The sequence below is a fragment of the Pseudomonas fluorescens group sp. PF-1 genome (assembly GCF_054481335.1).
On the sequence record NZ_JBTMNG010000002.1, the window covers coordinates 2,572,731 to 2,592,196 of the forward strand.

Sequence of the window (19,466 nt, forward strand, 5' to 3'; positions counted from 1 at the left end):
ACAAGCACAATCCCTGTAGGAGCGAGCAGGCTCGCTCCTGCAGGTTATTTGTTGTGCAAATTAGTTGGCGGGGGCAGCCAATTGCGGCGGTGGGGCGAAATCGAACGGCGCCAACGCAAACCCATGATCATCCACTTGCAACGCCCACCCTTGACGATCCCAATCCCCCAAGACAATGCGCCGGGCGGCTTGATCGCCCAGTTGCAGCTTGTGCACGGCGGGGCGATGGGTGTGGCCGTGAATCAGGGTTTTCACCCCGTATTCCTGCATGATTCGCGGAATTTCTTCGGGGGTGACATCAACGATGTCGTTGGCCTTCATCCGCGTTTGCGCGCGGCTTTCACTGCGCAGCTTGCGCGCCAGTTTATGCCGCGTGCGCAGCGGCAGATGCCGCAGGATGAACAACGTGACGGGGTTACGCAGGTAGCGACGCAGCTTCATATAGGCTTCGTCGCGGGTGCAGAGGCTGTCGCCGTGCATCAATAGCACCGGCTCGCCTGCCAGTTGCACGACACTCGGATCCTTCAGCAAGGTGCAGCCGGCCTGTTTGCAAAAGGCCTGGCCGAGCAGGAAGTCGCGATTGCCGTGCATCAGAAAAATGGCCGTGCCGCTGTCGCTGAGGTCGCGCAGGGCCTGGCAGATGGAGCGCTGGAACGGCGTCATGGCATCGTCGCCAATCCATGCCTCGAAAAAGTCGCCCAGAATGTACAGCGCACTCGCCGAGCGGGCGCGTCCGGCGAGCAAATCCAGAAACGCCCGGGTGATGTCCGGGCGCTCCTCTTCCAGATGCAAGTCTGAAATCAGCAATATCACTCAATGATCTCGGCTTTCTCGATGATCACGTCGTCTGCTGGTACGTCCTGGTGGCCGGCCTTCATGGTGGTGGAAACACCCTTGATCTTGTCGACAACGTCGGTGCCTGCAACGACTTTGCCGAACACGGCGTAGCCCCAGCCCTGAGTGGTCTTGGCGCTGTGGTTCAGGAAGCTGTTGTCAGCCACGTTGATGAAGAACTGGGCGGAAGCCGAATGCGGCTCCATGGTGCGCGCCATGGCCACGCTGTACTTCTCGTTCGGCAGACCGTTGTCGGCTTCGTTCTGGATGCTTGGGCGCTTGTCTTTCTTTTCTTTCATGCCAGGCTCGAAACCGCCGCCCTGGATCATGAAGTTACCGATGACGCGGTGGAAAACAGTGTTTTCGTAGTGACCGGCTTTGACGTATTCGACGAAGTTGGCCACGGTGATCGGGGCTTTCTCGGCGTTCAGTTCCAGGACGATGTCGCCATGGTTGGTGGTCAGTTTGACTTGGGTCATGATTACTACTCATTCAGGGAATTCGTGGATTTCGGGACATTGCGGTCCCTTCACCGGTTCAGCCGTTTTCGGCCAAGGTGCGCAGTTTAGCGTGCCAGACGCGAATTTCGAGGCTGTTTTTCATTTACGCCCCATTAAATGCGACCGTTTGCAGGCCTGCTCTGTCAGCTGCTTGACGGCATCGGCTATGATAGCGGCTTTGTTTTGTCCGGCCTTTATTACGGCCACGCACTTGTACGTTCAAGGATCCTATGAGCAAGCCCACTGTCGACCCTACCTCGAATGCCAAGACCGGCCCTGCTGTGCCGGTCAATTTCCTGCGGCCGATCATCCAGGCAGACCTGGACTCGGGCAAGCACACGCAGATCGTCACGCGTTTCCCGCCTGAGCCCAACGGCTACCTGCACATCGGTCACGCCAAGTCGATCTGCGTGAACTTCGGCCTGGCCCAGGAGTTCGGCGGCGTCACGCACCTGCGTTTCGACGACACCAACCCGGCCAAGGAAGACCAGGAATACATCGACGCAATCGAAAGCGACGTCAAATGGCTGGGCTTCGAATGGTCCGGTGAAGTGCGCTATGCCTCGCAGTATTTCGACCAGTTGCACGACTGGGCCGTCGAGCTGATCAAGGCCGGCAAGGCCTATGTCGACGACCTGACCCCTGAGCAAGCCAAGGAATACCGTGGCAGCCTGACCGAGCCAGGCCGCAACAGCCCGTTCCGCGACCGCAGCGTCGAAGAGAACCTGGACTGGTTCGCCCGCATGCGCGCCGGCGAATTCCCGGACGGTGCACGTGTGCTGCGAGCCAAGATCGACATGGCCTCGCCGAACATGAACCTGCGCGACCCGATCATGTATCGCATCCGTCACGCCCACCACCACCAGACCGGTGACAAGTGGTGCATCTACCCGAACTACGACTTCACCCACGGTCAGTCGGACGCCATCGAAGGCATCACCCACTCGATCTGCACCCTGGAATTCGAAAGCCACCGTCCGCTGTACGAGTGGTTCCTCGAGAACCTGCCCGTGCCGGCCAACCCGCGCCAGTACGAGTTCAGCCGCCTGAACCTGAACTACACCATCACCAGCAAGCGCAAGCTCAAGCAGTTGGTCGACGAAAAGCACGTCAACGGCTGGGACGACCCGCGCATGTCCACGCTGTCGGGCTTCCGTCGCCGTGGCTACACGCCGAAATCGATCCGCAACTTCTGCGAGATGATCGGCACCAACCGTTCCGACGGCGTGGTCGACTTCGGCATGCTCGAATTCAGCATCCGCGACGACCTCGACCACAGCGCCCCGCGCGCGATGTGCGTACTGCGTCCGCTGAAAGTCGTGATCACCAACTACCCGGAAGGCCAGGTCGAGAACCTCGAACTGCCATGCCATCCGAAAGAAGACATGGGCGTGCGCGTCCTGCCGTTCGCCCGTGAGATCTACATCGACCGTGAAGACTTCATGGAAGAGCCGCCAAAAGGCTACAAGCGCCTGGAGCCAAACGGCGAAGTGCGCCTGCGCGGCAGCTACGTGATCCGTGCCGACGAAGCGATCAAGGACGCCGACGGCAACATCGTCGAGCTGCGTTGCTCGTACGACCCGGACACCCTGGGCAAGAACCCCGAAGGCCGCAAGGTCAAGGGCGTGGTCCACTGGGTGCCGGCCGCTGCCAGCGTCGAGTGCGAAGTCCGTCTGTACGATCGTCTGTTCCGCTCTCCGAACCCGGAGAAGGCTGAAGACAGCGCGAGTTTCCTGGACAACATCAACCCTGATTCGCTGCAGGTACTCATCGGTTGTCGTGCTGAACCCTCGCTGGGCAATGCACAGCCGGAAGACCGTTTCCAGTTCGAGCGCGAAGGTTACTTCGTCGCCGATATCAAGGATTCGAAACCAGGTCAGCCGGTATTCAACCGTACCGTGACCCTGCGTGATTCGTGGGGCCAGTGATTCTGCGTCAAGGAAATTTAAAGTGCTGACGATCTACAACACGCTCACCAAGAGCAAAGAAGTCTTCAAGCCGCTGGATGGCAACAATGTGCGCATGTACGTCTGCGGGATGACCGTGTATGACTACTGCCACATAGGCCACGGCCGCAGCATGGTCGCGTTCGACCTGGTGACCCGCTGGTTGCGGTTCAGCGGTTACAACCTGACCTATGTGCGCAACATCACCGACATCGAAGACAAGATCATCAATCGTGCCCGCGAGAACGGCGAGCCGTATGACGCGCTGACCGAGCGCATGATCGCCGCAATGCACGAGGACGAGGCGCGCCTCAACATCCTCAAGCCGGACATGGAGCCACGTGCCACGGACCACATCCCGGGCATGCTGTCGATGATCCAGACCCTGATCGACAAGGGTTACGCCTACGCCCCGGGCAATGGCGACGTGTACTACCGCGTCGCGAAGTTCATGGGTTACGGCAAGCTGTCGCGCAAGAAGGTCGAGGACCTGCGCATCGGTGCGCGGATCGAGGTCGACGAAGCGAAGGAAGATCCGCTGGACTTCGTGCTGTGGAAAGGCGTCAAGCCGGGCGAGCCGAGCTGGGAATCGCCGTGGGGCGCCGGGCGTCCGGGCTGGCACATCGAGTGCTCGGTGATGTCCACCTGCTGCCTCGGCGAGACCTTCGACATTCATGGCGGCGGCAGTGACCTCGAGTTCCCGCACCATGAAAACGAAATCGCCCAGAGCGAAGCGGCCACCGGCAAGACCTACGCCAACGCGTGGATGCATTGCGGCATGATCCGCATCAATGGCGAGAAGATGTCCAAGTCCTTGAACAACTTCTTCACCATTCGCGACGTGCTTGCCAAGTACCACCCGGAAGTCGTGCGTTACCTGCTGGTGTCGAGCCACTACCGCAGCGCGATCAACTATTCGGAAGACAACCTCAAGGATGCCAAAGGCGCACTGGAGCGTTTCTACCACGCGCTGAAGGGCCTGCCGAGCGTGGCTCCGGCTGGCGGCGAAGCGTTCGTCGAGCGCTTCACCACGGTGATGAACGACGACTTCGGCACGCCTGAAGCCTGTGCGGTGTTGTTCGAGATGGTGCGCGAGATCAACCGCCTGCGCGAGACCGATCTCGATGCGGCAGCCGGTCTGGCGGCGCGCCTGAAAGAACTGGCCAGCGTGCTGGGTGTGTTGCAGCTTGAGGCTGACGACTTCCTGCAGGCCGGTGCCGAAGGGCGCGTGGATGCCGCTGAAGTGGAGGCGCTGATTGCTGCGCGTCTGGCGGCACGTGCCGGGAAAGACTGGGCCGAATCCGACCGCATCCGCGACCAGCTCACCGCCATGGGCGTGGTGCTGGAAGACGGCAAGGGTGGGACGACCTGGCGTCTGGCTGACTGATTGCTTGATCCGTAAAAAACAAAACCCGCCTTGTGCGGGTTTTGTTTTTTGTGGCGGGCGTTAGCTCAGGAGTCCGGTGCTGACCGCGACAATCAGGAAGATTCCGAGCACCGCGCGGTAGATGACAAACGGCCAGGTGGAGAACTTCTCCAGAAAGCGCATCAGGCCCCAGATGGCGAAAAACGCCGAGATGCTGGCGATCACCAGGCCAAAAAACAGGTGCGCCCAGGCTTGCGCGGGAAGATCAGCATGGAACAACACCCACAGCTCCTTCAAGCCGGCCAGGGCGATCGCGGGCAGCCCCAGCAGGAAGGAGAACCGCGCGGCCTCTTCACGTTTGAAATTGAGGAACAGCGCCGCCGTCAACGTTGACCCCGAGCGCGACACGCCGGGAATCAGCGCGCCGATCTGGGCAATGCCAACGATCAGTGCATCACGCAGGCGCATTTCGCCAACGGTGCGGCGATGCCGGCAACTGAGTTCGGCGGCCGCGAGCAAAACCGCCATGACCACGCAGGAAATCCCGATCACCATCAGCCCCCGCAACGGCGAGTTGCAGGCATTGAGCGTCGAGGACAAGGCCACGCCGGCAATACCGATGGGAATGGTCGCCAGCACGATGGCCACCGCGAGGATGAACCACTGGTTGTTGTAATCGCGTTGGCGTACCGCGCCGACACTGCCGCTGACAACTTGCCTGACGTCACGCCAGAAATAACTGACCACCGCCGCCAGTGCGGCCAACTGCATGGCCGCGGAAAACGCCGAGCCGGGATCGGGCCAACCGAGCAGGGCGGGCACGATGCGCATGTGCGCGGTGGAGGACACGGGCAACAATTCGGTGATGCCCTGAACGATGCCCAGGAAGCCGATTTGCAGGTAATCCAGCGAGGCAAAGCCGATATCAAGGCCGGTAGAACAGATGTTGGTCAAAGCACTTTTCCTGTGAAGATCAGGAGGAGGAAGGGTCTGGAAAAAAAGGAGTGGGGCGAAAAGCTGAAACATTTCGTCACAGTCTGGTCGCTGCGGTCAATGGGGGGAGTGAGTGGTTTTTGCGGTGACCGGGTTGGCGCCTTCGCGAGCCTGCTCGCGATTGACTGCGCAGCAGTCAGCTTTCCAGGTGGCGCAAGCGCTTGTAGAGCGTATTGCGACTAACCCCCAACCGCCGCGCCAGATGCGAAATATTCCCCCCGGCAGCCTTCAGTTCCCGGTTCAACGCCTGGGCATCATTCAGATCAACCCCCAACGGCTCTGGCGCCTCCACCGGCTCCATCTCCAGGTCGACGAAGAAATCATCCGGCAAATGCTCCGGCCGCACCGGTTGTTCCTCGGCCATGGCCAGCGCCACCTGCATCACGCTGCTGACCTGGCGCAGGTTGCCGGGCCACGGATGACGGCTGAACAGCTCCAGCACTTCAGGGCTCAGTCCCGCCCACTGGGTGGGTTCCCGATGCTGCTCCCACAGGCGTTTGAACAGTGCCTCTTTGTCGCTACGCTCGCGCAGCGGCGGCAACTCCAGGGTCAGGCCGCCGATGCGGTAGTACAAATCTTCGCGGAAACGCCCCAATTGCACCTGCTCCCGCAAGGAGCGGTTGGTCGCGGAGATGATGCGGATGTCCACCGCAAACAAGTCACTGCTGCCCACCGGTTGTACGCAGCGCTCCTGCAACACCCGCAGCAAGCGTGCCTGGGTCGGTAGCGGCATGTCGCCGATTTCGTCGAGGAACAAGGTGCCTTTGTCGGCCTTGCGAATCAGGCCGATGCTGCCTTTCTGGTTCGCCCCGGTGAACGCGCCTTTCTCGTAGCCAAACAGCTCGGATTCCACCAATTCGGCGGGGATCGCCGCGCAGTTGACGGCAATGAACGCTTGTTTATGGCGGGAGCTGGCTTGATGCAGGGCCTTGACGAAGACTTCCTTGCCAACCCCGGTTTCCCCGTGAATCAACAGCGGAATGTCTTTCTCCAGCAAGCGCTCGGCCTGGCGCACGGCCTTTTCCACGCGACTGTCGCCAAAGTGCAGGGTCTTCAGGCTGATGGTGGCGGGTTTAGCGTCCGCCACGGCGCTCTTGGGGTCAGCACTTTTGCTTTCAGAAAACAGCCGCGGCTGAATCGGTGACTGCTTCGGCCGTTTCAACAGGCACTGGAAACGGTTGCGTCCGCGAGTCTGCAGGGCGAAGGGCAGGCCCTCTGGCTGATTCAGCAGTTCCAGCAGCGAGACGTTGAACAGGCTCTCCACACTGATTCGCGACAGGCGGATGCCCAGCAGGTTGTCAGCGCGGCGGTTGGCGGACAGCACCTGGCCACTTTCATCGAAAATCAGCAACCCGGCCCACTGGCTGTCGAGGTTGTTCAGGCCCGTGTTGAAGGTCAACTGGAAATGCTGGCCGTGAAACAGGTTGAGGATCAGCCGGTTTTCCACGGTCTGGCTCATCATCTTGACCATGCCCAGGGTGTGGGACGGCGGCAGGTAGCTGTCGCTGGAGACATCCAGCACGGCAATCACTTTGCGCTCGGCATCGAAAATCGGCGCGGCGGAACCGGTCATGAAGCGGTTGGCCTTGAGAAAGTGTTCATCGTGTTCGATGTGCACCGCTTGTTCGCAGGCCAAAGCGGTGCCGATGGCGTTGGTCCCGCTGCAGTGCTCCAGCCAACTGGCGCCGGCGCTGAAACCGCGGGTCAGGCTCGGCTCGATGAAGCGCTGGGTGCCCCATGACGTCAGCACCTGGCCTTGATTGTCGGCGAGCATGATCAGGCAATTGGAGTTGCTGAGGATGTTCTCGTAATACGGCAGGACTTCCTGGTGGGTGGTCTGCACCAGCGAGTGCTGGCTCTCGAGCAACTGCGCGATGCCTTCGGCGGGCAACTGATCGAACGCCGGAGCGCTTTGATGACTGAGACCGAACGCGCGGCAGCGGGACCAGGAGTCCTGGATGATGGCGTCGTGGGACAGCGGCAGGGCAGGTAGGGCCATTACAGGTCAGCCTCTGATTTACGCTTTTTATTGTTGTTATAGGTTTTCCTTGTGGGAGCGAGCCTGCTCGCGATGAGGGAGTGTCAGTCGACATGAATGTTGGCTGATCCAACGCTATCGCGAGCAGGCTCGCTCCCACAGGTTTTGCGTCCGTTTCAGGGTGCGTGAAACGGTCTGTAGAGTGTTGTTCACTAATGTTCATTGTCAATCGGTGAACTGTTCAATTGTTCACTTTCGATTGTTCATTTGTGTTCAGCAACGAACGTGACTCGGTAGTCACATTCAAGGATTTCAAGCCAAATCAACGGCTTGTGATTTTTGGCACAAATGTCGCTATGTAGCTCCGGTCGCTTGACTCCAAAAATAAAAAAGGCCGAGCCATGTCATTAACCCTGGAGCATGTCAGCCGTACCGTCGAGGGCCAGACCTGGATCGACGATGCGTGCCTGAGTTTCGAACCCGGTTCCTTCAACGTTTTGCTGGGTCGCACGCTGTCCGGCAAAACCAGTCTCATGCGGCTGATGGCCGGGCTGGACAAGCCTGACACCGGGCGCATCCTGATGAATGGCGTGGATGTCACCCAACGCCCGGTGCGCCTGCGCAACGTGTCGATGGTCTATCAGCAGTTCATCAACTACCCGACCATGACGGTGTTCGAGAACATCGCTTCGCCGTTGCGCCAGGCCCGCGTGTCCAACGAGCAGATCCAGAGCAAAGTGCTGGAAACCGCCAGGATGCTGCGCATCGAGAAGTTTCTGCAGCGTTATCCGCTGGAGCTCTCCGGGGGCCAGCAACAGCGCACGGCCATGGCCCGGGCGCTGGTCAAGGACGCCGAACTGATTCTGTTCGATGAACCGCTGGTCAACCTCGACTACAAACTGCGCGAGGAACTGCGCCAGGAAATGCGCGAGCTGTTCAAGGCCCGCCACACCATCGCGATCTACGCCACCACCGAACCCAACGAGGCGCTGGCCCTCGGCGGCACCACGACCATTCTTCACGAAGGTCGGGTGATCCAGAGCGGCAAGTCTTCCGCTGTCTATCACCAGCCGCAGACCGTGCTGGCGGCCGAGCTGTTTTCCGAACCGCCGATCAACCTGATGCCGGGGCGCATCGCCGGTAATGAAGTGAGTTTCGCCAATTTCGTGCATTTCCCGCTGAACGTCGATTTGCGGCCGGTGGGCGAGGGCGAGTTTCGCTTCGGCGTGCGGCCCAGCCATATCTCGCTGGTGCCGAGCAACGACGACGACCTGGAGTTGGCGGTGACCGTCGAAGTCGCGGAAATCAGCGGCTCGGAAACCTTCCTGCACGTGCGCAACGAGCATTTCCTGCTGGTGCTGCACTTGCCCGGTGTCCACGAATACGACGTCGATGCGCCGATCCGCATCTACATCCCGACCCATAAACTGTTTGTGTTCGATACGCAGGGGCGGCTGATCCAGGCGCCGGGCCGGCGTGTCGCGAGGGTTGCCTGATGGCCGAAATCCGTTTGCAGAACCTCGCCCACAGCTACACCAAAACCCCGGGCGGACCCGAGGATTACGCGATCCGCGAGATGGACCACATCTGGGAGCAGGGCGGTGCCTATGCCTTGCTCGGCCCGTCGGGGTGCGGCAAGTCGACCTTGCTCAACATCATTTCCGGGTTGCTCAGCCCGTCCCAGGGCCATGTGTTGTTCGATGGCAAAGCGGTCAATGACCTGACCCCGGAGAAGCGCAACATCGCTCAGGTTTTCCAGTTTCCGGTGGTCTACGACACCATGACGGTGTTCGACAACCTGGCTTTCCCGCTGCGCAATCAGGGCATGGCCGAGGCGAAGATTCACACCAAGGTGCAGGAAATAGCCGAAGTGCTCGACCTGCAGAACCTGCTGAGCAAAAAAGCACGCAACCTCACCGCCGACGAAAAGCAGAAAGTTTCCATGGGCCGTGGGCTGGTGCGTGATGACGTGTCGGCGATTCTCTTCGATGAACCGCTGACCGTGATCGACCCGCACCTGAAGTGGAAGCTGCGGCGCAAGCTCAAGCAGATCCACGAGCAGTTCAACATCACCATGGTCTATGTCACCCACGATCAACTGGAAGCCTCGACCTTTGCCGACAAGATCGCGGTGATGTACGGCGGGCAGATCGTGCAGTTCGGCACGCCACGGGAATTGTTCGAGCGGCCGAGCCACACCTTTGTCGGTTACTTCATCGGCAGCCCGGGGATGAACCTGATCGAGGTGCAGCCGCAACCGGGCGGCGTCGGTTTTGCTTCGACCCATTTGCCCTTGTCCGCCGCCATGCAGCAACGCATCGCCGAGACCCAGTGGAAAACCTTGAAAGTCGGTATCCGACCCGAGTTCGTCCATGTGTGGGAAGAGCCATTCGATGACGCGATGCGGGCTCATGTCGTACACGTCGAAGACCTTGGCACCTACAAGATCATGACCCTGAACCTCGATGGCGCGCCGCTGAAAGTTCGCCTGGCCGAAGACAAACCGGTGCCTGAAGGCACGGCTTACATCAGTTTTCCGGGGCAGTGGCTGATGGTCTACGCCGACGAATTCCTGCTGGAGCCCCATGCCGTCAACGAAACAATGGCCAATGAAGAGGCGCAGCCATGAACAAGGTGCAGAACAACAAGGCCTGGTGGCTGGTGCTGCCGGTGTTCCTGCTGGTGGCGTTCAGTGCGGTGATCCCGATGATGACCGTGGTCAACTATTCGGTGCAGGACATATTCGACCAGTCCAGCCGCTACTTCGTCGGTGCCGACTGGTACAGGCAAGTGCTGCTCGATCCGCGCCTGCATGACTCGCTGCTGCGCCAGTTCATCTACTCGGCCTGTGTGTTGCTGATTGAAATTCCCCTGGGCATTGCCATCGCCCTGACCATGCCGACCAAGGGGCGCTGGTCGTCGCTGGTGCTGATTATTCTGGCGATCCCGTTGCTGATTCCGTGGAACGTGGTGGGCACCATCTGGCAGATCTTCGGCCGCGCGGACATCGGGCTGCTGGGTTCGAGCCTTAATGCCATGGGCATCAGCTACAACTATGCGGCGAACACCATGGACGCCTGGGTCACCGTGTTGGTGATGGACGTCTGGCACTGGACGTCGCTGGTGGCGCTGTTGTGTTTCTCCGGTCTGCGGGCGATTCCGGACGTGTATTACCAGGCGGCGCGGATCGATCGGGCTTCGGCCTGGGCGGTGTTCCGGCACATCCAGCTGCCCAAGCTCAAGAGCGTGCTGCTGATCGCGGTGATGCTGCGGTTCATGGACAGTTTCATGATCTACACCGAACCGTTCGTGCTCACGGGCGGCGGGCCGGGTAATGCCACGACCTTCCTCAGTCAGACATTGACCCAGATGGCCGTAGGGCAATTCGACCTGGGCCCGGCAGCGGCGTTTTCGCTGGTGTATTTCCTGATCATCCTGTTGGTGTCGTGGCTGTTTTATACCGCCATGACTCACTCTGACGCCAACCGCTGAGGCCCGCCATGAGCAAGAGAAAGCTGATTCCGCTGCTGCTCTACATCCTGTTCCTGCTGGTGCCGATCTACTGGTTGCTGAACATGTCCTTCAAGAGCAACACCGAAATCCTCGGCGGCCTGACGCTGTTTCCCGCGGATTTCACCCTGCATAACTACAAAGTGATCTTCACCGATCCGAGCTGGTACACCGGTTATCTCAACTCGCTGTACTACGTGAGCCTGAACACGGTGATCTCCCTGAGCGTGGCGCTGCCGGCGGCCTATGCGTTCTCGCGTTACCGTTTCCTCGGTGACAAGCACCTGTTCTTCTGGCTGCTGACCAACCGCATGGCACCGCCGGCGGTGTTCCTGTTGCCGTTCTTCCAGCTGTATTCGTCGATTGGGCTGTTCGACACCCACATAGCCGTGGCCCTGGCGCACTGCCTGTTCAACGTACCGCTGGCGGTGTGGATTCTCGAGGGGTTCATGTCTGGCGTGCCCAAGGAAATCGACGAAACCGCCTACATCGATGGCTACAGTTTTCCCAAGTTCTTCGTGAAGATTTTCATCCCGCTGATCGGCTCCGGCATCGGTGTCACGGCGTTTTTCTGTTTCATGTTTTCCTGGGTCGAACTGCTGCTGGCGCGCACCCTGACGTCGGTGAACGCCAAACCGATCGCGGCGGTCATGACCCGCACGGTCTCGGCGTCAGGCATCGACTGGGGCGTGCTGGCGGCGGCGGGGGTGTTGACCATTTTGCCGGGCATGCTGGTGATCTGGTTTGTTCGCAACCACGTGGCCAAGGGCTTTGCCCTGGGCCGGGTATGAGGAGCTGATGATGGAATGGATGAGTTGGACGATTCCCACCGCAGCGTTCTTCGTCGTCATTGGCCTGATTCTGGTGGGCATGACGACCTGGGAATTGCGTTCGCCGAGCATTCTTCGGCGTGGTTTTCTGCCGATTGCCACCACCCGTGGCGACCGGCTGTTTATCGGTCTTCTCGGTAGCGCCTACCTGCATCTGCTGGTCATCGGCGTAACCGACTGGAGCATCTGGGTCGCCTTCGCGTCGTCCCTGGTGTGGCTGTTGGCTGTGATGCGGTGGGGCTAGTCGAATCGCTCGGCAATGTTGCTCCGAAACTTAAACAGGAGGTCTCTATGTTCGACAAAAACAATAAGCTGCGACATAGCATTTCATTGGCAGCCATGCTGGCACTCAGCGGTTTGAGCGCCGCGGCCTGGGCCGATGCCTATGAAGACGCTGCGAAGAAATGGATTGGCAGCGAGTTCAAACCGTCCACCCTGACGGCCGATCAGCAGCTCGAGGAGTTGAAGTGGTTCATCAAGGCCGCCGAGCCGTTTCGCGGGATGGACATCAAGGTCGTTTCCGAAACCCTGACCACCCACGAATATGAATCCAAGGTGCTGGCCAAGGCCTTCACCGAGATCACCGGGATCAAGGTGACCCACGACCTGCTGCAAGAAGGCGATGTGGTGGAAAAACTGCAGACCGTGATGCAGTCGGACAAAAGCATTTATGACGGCTGGGTGAACGACTCGGACCTGATCGGTACGCACTTTCGTTACGGCAAGACTGAAGCCATCACCGACCTGATGGCCAATGAAGGCAAGAACTTCACTTCGCCGACTCTGGACCTCAAGGACTTCATTGGTACTTCTTTCACAACGGCTCCGGACGGCAAGCTCTATCAACTGCCCGATCAGCAGTTTGCCAACCTGTATTGGTTCCGCGCCGACTGGTTCGAGCGCCCGGACCTCAAGGCCAAGTTCAAGGAGAAATACGGCTACGAGCTGGGCGTCCCGGTGAACTGGTCGGCCTATGAAGACATCGCCAAGTTCTTCAGCGAAGACGTCAAGGAGATCGACGGCAAGCGTGTCTACGGGCACATGGACTACGGCAAGAAAGACCCCTCCCTGGGCTGGCGTTTCACCGATGCCTGGTTCTCCATGGCCGGTGGCGGCGACAAGGGCTTGCCCAACGGTTTGCCGGTGGACGAGTGGGGCATTCGCGTCGAGGATTGCCATCCGGTGGGCTCCAGCGTGACTCGCGGTGGCGACACCAACGGCCCGGCGGCGGTCTTCGCCACCCAGAAGTACGTCGACTGGATGAAGGCCTATGCGCCACCGGAAGCGGCGGGCATGACTTTCTCCGAATCCGGCCCCGTGCCTTCCCAGGGCAACATCGCCCAGCAGATCTTCTGGTACACCGCGTTCACGGCCGACATGACCAAGCCGGGTCTGCCGGTGGTGAATGCCGACGGCACGCCGAAATGGCGCATGGCACCGTCGCCGCGCGGCCCGTACTGGGAGGAGGGCATGAAGCTGGGGTATCAGGACGTGGGTTCCTGGACGTTCATGAAGTCCACGCCGGAGAAGCAAAAACTCGCCGCCTGGCTCTATGCGCAGTTCGTGACGTCGAAAACCGTGTCACTGAAGAAAACGATCGTCGGCCTGACGCCAATCCGCGAGTCGGACATCAACTCGCAAGCCATGACCGACCTGGCGCCGAAGCTCGGTGGCCTGGTCGAGTTCTACCGCAGCCCGGCCCGCGTGCAATGGACGCCGACCGGGACCAATGTGCCTGATTATCCTCGCCTCGCGCAGTTGTGGTGGAGCCACATCGCCGAAGCGGCCAGCGGCGAGAAAACTCCACAGCAGGCACTGGACGGTCTGGCCAAGGACCAGGACGCAATCATGTCCCGCCTGGAACGTTCGAAAGCGCAGACCACCTGCGCGCCGAAGATGAACCCGGAACGCGACGCGCAATACTGGTTCGACCAGCCGGGCGCACCCAAACCGAAACTGGCCAACGAGAAGCCTAAAGGGGAGACCGTGAGCTACAACGAACTGCTGAAGTCGTGGGCGGATGCGCGCAAGTAAGTGACAGGAGTGTGAAAGGCGAACGGCACCGAGAGGTGCCGTTTTTTGTTTGTGCCACTGCTTTCGTCGGCATGCCGGCGCTTGCGGATGCCGAGTCGGACGCAGCCCCTGGATTGATTCACGATCACTTACAGGCGCTGGCTTGCCAGCGATGGCGTCGTGTCGGTCAGCACGGAATGGTGAGGGCAGCGCTGCCCGTCCAGCAACGTCCAGAATGCAAAAACGGCACCCGAAGGTGCCGTTTCTGTTTGCTACCGATAACGCTAAGCGATCAACCCGCCAGGCCCGATTGCTGAACCAGGCTCAGCAGCGGTTGTGGGTACAGGCCGAGGAAGAAGGCCAGTACCGCGATGGCCAGCAGCATCACGCCGCCTGCTTTCTGTTCCCAGTGCAGTTGCGCATCGTGGCGACGCAGGTTCGGTTCGATCAGGTACAGGGTGACCATCACACGCAGGTAGTAGAACACGCCGATGGCGCTGCCCAGTACCAGCGAGCCGACCAGCCACCACTGATGGGATTCGACACCGGTGGCGATGATGTAGAACTTGCCGATGAAGCCCGCGGTCAGCGGGATACCAGCCAGGGACAACATCATCACGGTCAGTACGGCAGTCAGGTACGGACGGCGCCAGAACAGGCCGCGGTATTCGTACAGGGCGTCCGCGTCACGGCCTTTGTACGGCGAGGACATCAGGGTGATCACGCCGAAGGCGCCGAGGCTGGTGATCACGTAGGTGACCAGGTACACGCCGATAGCTTCCACGGCCATGCCTTTGCTCGCCACCAGGGCGATCAGCAGATAACCGAAGTGGGCGATGGACGAGTAACCCAGCAGACGCTTGAGGTTGCTCTGGGTCAGGGCCAGCAGGTTACCGAACAGGATCGACGCGATGGCGATGATGGTCAGTACGTTGCTCAGCACACCGCTGCTTGCCGCTGGCGAGATCTGGAACAGACGCACCATCACGGCAAACACGGCGACCTTGGAAGCGGTTGCCAGGAACGCTGCGACCGGCGCTGGAGCACCTTCGTAAACGTCCGGGGTCCACAGGTGGAACGGTACCAGCGACAGCTTGAACGCCAGGCCGATCAGCATCATGCCCAGGCCCAGTTGCGCCAGCGAACTTGGCAGACCGGTAGCCGCCAGCGCCTGACCGATACCGACGAAGCTCAGGGAGCCGGAGTCAGCGTAGAGCAGGGCCATACCGAACAACAGGAACGCGGAACCGGCTGCCGACAGCACCATGTACTTGATGCCGGCTTCCAGCGAACGCTTGTTGAAGAAGGCGTAGGCCACCAGACCGTAGACCGGCACCGACAGCAGCTCCAGACCGATGAACAACCCGGCCAGGTGCTGCGCGCTGACCAGAACCAGGCCACCGGCGGCGGCCATCAGGATCAGCAGGTACAGTTCTTCACGGTTGCCCGGGTAACCCGAACCGCCCTCGCCGAGGTAGGCGTGGGCGAGGGTGACGCAGGCGAGGGTGGCGACCAGGATCAGCGCCATGTACAGGCAGGCAAAGGTGTCGATTTGCAGCAATGGCGTCACGGCCAGGGGCGCGACTTTCAGGGCTGGCAGGATCGACAGCAGTGCCAGGTTCAGACCCGCCACGGAAATCAGGAAGGTCTGCGAGTGGTTGCGGCGCCAGGCGATCGCCAGCATCGCCACGATGATCGTGGCGCTGGTGATCAACAACGGCGCAAGCGCGATAAAGTGTTGAGTCGTGAATTCCATAGCGCTCTTACCGTGCCGAAGCGAGTTGAGTGAAGGCGGTGCCGAGCCACTGCTGCACGCCATGCATCGTCGCGGCAGAGGTGTCGAGGAACGGTTGCGGGTAGACGCCGATGTAGACCAGCAGCGCTGCCAGACCGACCACCATGATCAGTTCGCGAGCATCCATGCCCTGCAGGACCGCGTCCGATTTGGACGGACCGAAGTAGGCACGGTGGATCATGATCAGCGAGTAGACCGAACCGAACACCAGGCCGGACGTCGCGATCACGGTGACCCATGGAGCGCTGGCGAAGGTGCCGATCAGGATCAGGAACTCGCCGACGAAGTTACCGGTACCCGGCAAGCCCAGGGACGCGGCTGCAAAGAACAGGCTGATGGCCGGCAGGTAGGCGATCTTCGACCACAGGCCACCCATTTCACGCATGTCGCGGGTGTGGGTGCGTTCGTATAGCTGACCGCTGAGGATAAAGAGTGCCGCGGCCGACAGACCGTGCGCCAGCATCTGAATCACCGCGCCCTGCAGCGCCAGTTGGCTGCCGGAGTAGATGCCGATCAGCACGAAACCCATGTGGGAAACGGACGAGAAGGCGATCAGACGCTTGATGTCGGTTTGCGCGAACGCCAGGAACGCACCGTAGAAGATCCCGATCAGACCCAGGGTCATGGCGATCGGCGCGAACTCGGCCGACGCATTCGGGAACAGCGGCAGGGCGAAACGCAGCAGGCCGTAGGCAGCGGTTTTCAGCAAGATACCGGCCAGGTCCACGGAACCTGCGGTCGGCGCCTGGGCGTGAGCGTCAGGCAGCCAGGAGTGGAACGGTACGACTGGCAGCTTGACCGCGAAGGCGATGAAGAAGCCGAGCATCAGGACGTACTCGGTGGTCATCGACATCTTGGTTTTCAACAGGTCGGCGTAGTTGAAGGTCATCACGCCGGTGTTGTTGAAGTTGACCAGTACCAGACCCAGGATCGCCACCAGCATGATCAGGCCGGAAGCCTGAGTGAAGATGAAGAACTTGGTCGCCGCGTAGATCCGGGTTTTCTTGCCGTCCGAAGAACTGTGACCCCAGAGCGCGATGAGGAAATACATCGGCACCAGCATCATTTCCCAGAAGAAGAAGAACATGAACAGATCGAGGGCCAGGAACACGCCGACGACACCGCCCAGGATCCACATCAGGTTCAGGTGGAAGAAGCCGACGTGGCGCTGGATCTCTTTCCACGAGCAGAGTACCGAGAGGACACCCAGCAGGCCGGTCAGCAGGATCATCAACAGCGACAGGCCGTCGAGGGCCAGGTGCACGTTGATGCCGAAGCGCTGGATCCAGACGTGCTTGAACTCAAGCGACCAGGTCGGATCGGCGCCAGGCGCCGGGGCAAATGAATAATCACCGTGGGCCCACAGCCAGAGGCCGAGAGCGAGTTCCAGGGTCATGGTCAACAGCGCAATCCAGCGGGGGAGGGTGGCGCCGAAGCGCTCACCCATCCAGCACAGCAGGCCGCCGATGAAGGGGATCAGGATTAGCCAAGGCAGAATCATGACGGGCTCAATTCCTTTCGCAAGTTCGCAAGGTTCATATCAGACCGCTACCAGCACGACGGCGCCAATGACCAGCACGGCACCAGCAGCCATCGAGGCGGCATACCAACGCAGTTGACCGGTTTCGGTACGGCTCAGGGCGGTGTGACCGCCTTTGGCCATGCGCGGGATCAGACCGATGGTCTGGTCGAGCGGGTCTTTGCGCAGGATGTGGCTGATCGCCAGGTAAGGCTTGACGAACAGTTTGTCGTAGATCCAGTCGAAGCCCCAGGCAGCGAACCACCAGGCCGACAGGAAACGGCCGATGCCGCTGTTGGCGATGGCGGTCACGAAGCGACGCTTGCCGAGGAACAGCAGCGCGGCCAGCAGGATACCGGCCAGGGCGATGGCGCCCGAAGCGAGTTCCAGACTGTGCTTGGCTTCGCCACCGGCATGGCCGACGCTTTCCGGCAGCACGCCGTGCAACGGTGGAACGATCATCGCGCCGACGAACGTCGACAGGACGATCAGCACCGACAGCGGCAGCCAGTGAGCAATGCCGTGACCGGCATGGGCTTCGGTCTTCGCTTCACCGTGGAACGTGATGAAGATCAGGCGGAAGGTGTACAGGGAGGTCATGAACGCGCCGACCAGACCGGCGTAAAGCAGACCGTGGTTGCCGCTGGCGAACGCTTCCCAGAGGATTTCGTCCTTGGAATAGAAGCCCGCAGTCACCAGTGGCAGGGCCGCCAGGGCCGCGCCGCCAACGATGAAGCTGGCGTAGGCCAGAGGCAGTTTCTTCCACAGGCCACCCATCTTGAAGATGTTCTGCTCGTGGTGGCAGGCAACGATCACCGCACCGGAGGCAAGGAACAGCAGGGCCTTGAAGAAGGCGTGGGTCATCAGGTGGAAGATCGCGCCATCCCAGGCGCCGACGCCCAGGGCCAGGAACATGTAGCCGATCTGGCTCATGGTCGAGTAGGCGAGGATACGCTTGATGTCGGTCTGTACCAGTGCGGCGAAACCTGCAAGCACCAGGGTCACGCCACCGACGATGCCCACCAGGTGCAGGATTTCCGGCGCCAGGGTGAACAGGCCGTGAGTACGGGCGATCAGGTAGACACCGGCGGTCACCATGGTCGCGGCGTGGATCAGTGCCGAAACCGGAGTAGGACCGGCCATCGCGTCCGCCAGCCAGGTTTGCAGCGGCAGTTGCGCGGATTTACCGACAGCGCCACCCAGCAGCATCAGGGTCGCCAGGACCATCCAGAAGTTGCCGGCCTGGAATTTCTGCGGTGCCAGCACCAGCAGTTCCTGGATGTTCAGCGTGCCCAGTTGAGCGAACAGGATGAACAGGCCGATGGCCATGAACACGTCACCGATACGGGTCACGATGAAGGCCTTGAGTGCCGCGTTACCGTTGTTGCGGTTGCTGTAGTAGAAACCGATCAACAGGTACGAGCACAGGCCCACGCCTTCCCAGCCGAAGTACAGGAACAACAGGTTATCGCCCAGTACCAGGAACAGCATGCTGGCGATAAACAGGTTGGTGTAGGCGAAGAAGCGCGAGTAACCGTCTTCACCGCGCATGTACCAGGACGCGAACAGGTGGATCAGGAAGCCGACGCCCACCACCACGCCGAGCATGGTGATCGACAGGCCGTCGATGTAGAGGGCGAAGTCAGGCTTGAAGCCTTCGACCGCCATCCATTGCCACAGCACCAGGGTGTAGTGACCACCCTCGGGTGGCGCGACATTGAATTGCCAGATCACGTAGGCCGCGACCACTGCGGACAGGCCGATGGAGCCTACGCCGATCAGTGCCGAGAGGTTTTCCGAGAAGCGTCCGCGGGAGAACGACAGCAGGAGAAACCCGATCAGGGGAAATACGAAAGTCAGAAAGATCATGTTCATCCGCGCATCTCACTGGCAGCGTCGATATCGAGCGTGTGGAAGCGGCGATACAGTTGCAGCAGGATCGCCAGGCCGATACTGGCCTCGGCGGCAGCCAGGCTGATCACCAGGATGAACATGATCTGTCCATCCGGCTGCGCCCAGCGGCTACCGGCAACGATGAACGCCAGCGCGGAGGCATTCATCATGACCTCCAGGCTCATCAGCACGAAAAGGATATTGCGGCGGACCATCAGGCCGACCAGACCGAGGCAGAACAGGATGCCGGCGACCGCCAGACCATGCTCCATGGGGATAGCAGGCATCG

16 protein-coding genes are annotated in these 19,466 nt (G+C 60.5%); 8 read left to right on the top strand and 8 right to left on the bottom strand.

The features are described 5' to 3' along the window. Window positions 1-60 precede the first annotated feature (60 nt). A complete protein-coding gene (gene lpxH / locus ACX3YD_RS26720; protein ID WP_103405050.1) occupies window positions 61-813 on the bottom strand; it encodes a UDP-2,3-diacylglucosamine diphosphatase in 753 nt (250 codons plus the stop codon). Further along, entirely contained in the window at window positions 810-1,313 is a 504-nt protein-coding gene (locus ACX3YD_RS26725) for a peptidylprolyl isomerase (protein WP_090323535.1), read from the bottom strand. Before ACX3YD_RS26725 ends, lpxH begins: the two co-directional genes overlap by 4 nt. Before the next feature lie 251 nt (window positions 1,314-1,564). On the opposite strand from ACX3YD_RS26725, the gene ACX3YD_RS26730 reads away from it, so the two are divergent. Both ACX3YD_RS26730 and cysS read left to right on the top strand, forming a co-directional pair. Continuing rightward, the gene (locus ACX3YD_RS26730; protein WP_458961458.1) at window positions 1,565-3,262 is read left to right on the top strand and encodes a glutamine--tRNA ligase/YqeY domain fusion protein; all 1,698 of its coding nucleotides are present in this window, start codon (window positions 1,565-1,567) and stop codon (window positions 3,260-3,262) included. A gap of 22 nt (window positions 3,263-3,284) precedes the next feature. Further along, window positions 3,285-4,667 carry a cysteine--tRNA ligase gene (gene cysS / locus ACX3YD_RS26735; protein WP_047527626.1) on the top strand — a complete coding sequence of 461 codons (1,383 nt, stop codon included), beginning with the start codon at window positions 3,285-3,287 and terminating at the stop codon, window positions 4,665-4,667. Between the two features lie 60 nt (window positions 4,668-4,727). On the opposite strand, the gene uppP is transcribed toward cysS, so the two are convergent. After that, window positions 4,728-5,600 carry an undecaprenyl-diphosphatase UppP gene (uppP, locus tag ACX3YD_RS26740; protein ID WP_090468403.1) on the bottom strand — a complete coding sequence of 291 codons (873 nt, stop codon included), beginning with the start codon at window positions 5,598-5,600 and terminating at the stop codon, window positions 4,728-4,730. Window positions 5,601-5,775: 175 nt separating this feature from the next. Then, a complete protein-coding gene (locus ACX3YD_RS26745; RefSeq protein ID WP_458961459.1) occupies window positions 5,776-7,638 on the bottom strand; it encodes a sigma-54-dependent Fis family transcriptional regulator in 1,863 nt (620 codons plus the stop codon). 380 nt (window positions 7,639-8,018) lie between these two features. On the opposite strand from ACX3YD_RS26745, the gene ACX3YD_RS26750 reads away from it, so the two are divergent. From ACX3YD_RS26750 to ACX3YD_RS26775, 6 genes are read left to right on the top strand one after another with little or no spacing between them, the layout of a single operon-like run. Beyond that, entirely contained in the window at window positions 8,019-9,113 is a 1,095-nt protein-coding gene (locus ACX3YD_RS26750) for an ABC transporter ATP-binding protein (RefSeq protein ID WP_103405053.1), read from the top strand. Further along, window positions 9,113-10,246, top strand: coding sequence for an ABC transporter ATP-binding protein (locus tag ACX3YD_RS26755; protein ID WP_103405054.1), 1,134 nt, complete (start codon window positions 9,113-9,115; stop codon window positions 10,244-10,246). The genes ACX3YD_RS26750 and ACX3YD_RS26755 overlap by 1 nt, the downstream gene beginning before the upstream one ends. After that, window positions 10,243-11,109, top strand: coding sequence for a carbohydrate ABC transporter permease (locus ACX3YD_RS26760; RefSeq protein WP_047527635.1), 867 nt, complete (start codon window positions 10,243-10,245; stop codon window positions 11,107-11,109). The genes ACX3YD_RS26755 and ACX3YD_RS26760 overlap by 4 nt, the downstream gene beginning before the upstream one ends. Window positions 11,110-11,117: 8 nt before the next feature. Further along, window positions 11,118-11,918, top strand: coding sequence for a carbohydrate ABC transporter permease (locus ACX3YD_RS26765; protein WP_047527637.1), 801 nt, complete (start codon window positions 11,118-11,120; stop codon window positions 11,916-11,918). A gap of 10 nt (window positions 11,919-11,928) precedes the next feature. After that, entirely contained in the window at window positions 11,929-12,201 is a 273-nt protein-coding gene (locus ACX3YD_RS26770) for a DUF2160 domain-containing protein (protein WP_047527639.1), read from the top strand. Between the two features lie 47 nt (window positions 12,202-12,248). Continuing rightward, the gene (locus tag ACX3YD_RS26775) at window positions 12,249-13,991 is read left to right on the top strand and encodes an ABC transporter substrate-binding protein (protein WP_047527641.1); all 1,743 of its coding nucleotides are present in this window, start codon (window positions 12,249-12,251) and stop codon (window positions 13,989-13,991) included. A gap of 271 nt (window positions 13,992-14,262) precedes the next feature. Here ACX3YD_RS26775 and nuoN read toward each other — a convergent pair whose 3' ends face one another. The 4 genes from nuoN to nuoK are packed head-to-tail and all read right to left on the bottom strand — an operon-like array spanning window position 14,263 to window position 19,464. Then, a complete protein-coding gene (nuoN, locus tag ACX3YD_RS26780; protein WP_047527643.1) occupies window positions 14,263-15,726 on the bottom strand; it encodes an NADH-quinone oxidoreductase subunit NuoN in 1,464 nt (487 codons plus the stop codon). A 7-nt stretch (window positions 15,727-15,733) separates the two neighbouring features. Beyond that, on the bottom strand, window positions 15,734-17,266 hold the full coding sequence (gene nuoM, locus ACX3YD_RS26785) for an NADH-quinone oxidoreductase subunit M (RefSeq protein WP_090468407.1): 1,533 nt from the start codon (window positions 17,264-17,266) through the stop codon (window positions 15,734-15,736). 39 nt (window positions 17,267-17,305) lie between these two features. After that, the gene (gene nuoL, locus ACX3YD_RS26790; protein WP_103405055.1) at window positions 17,306-19,159 is read right to left on the bottom strand and encodes an NADH-quinone oxidoreductase subunit L; all 1,854 of its coding nucleotides are present in this window, start codon (window positions 19,157-19,159) and stop codon (window positions 17,306-17,308) included. Continuing rightward, window positions 19,156-19,464, bottom strand: coding sequence for an NADH-quinone oxidoreductase subunit NuoK (nuoK, locus tag ACX3YD_RS26795; RefSeq protein ID WP_007946416.1), 309 nt, complete (start codon window positions 19,462-19,464; stop codon window positions 19,156-19,158). Before nuoK ends, nuoL begins: the two co-directional genes overlap by 4 nt. Window positions 19,465-19,466: the final 2 nt, after the last annotated feature.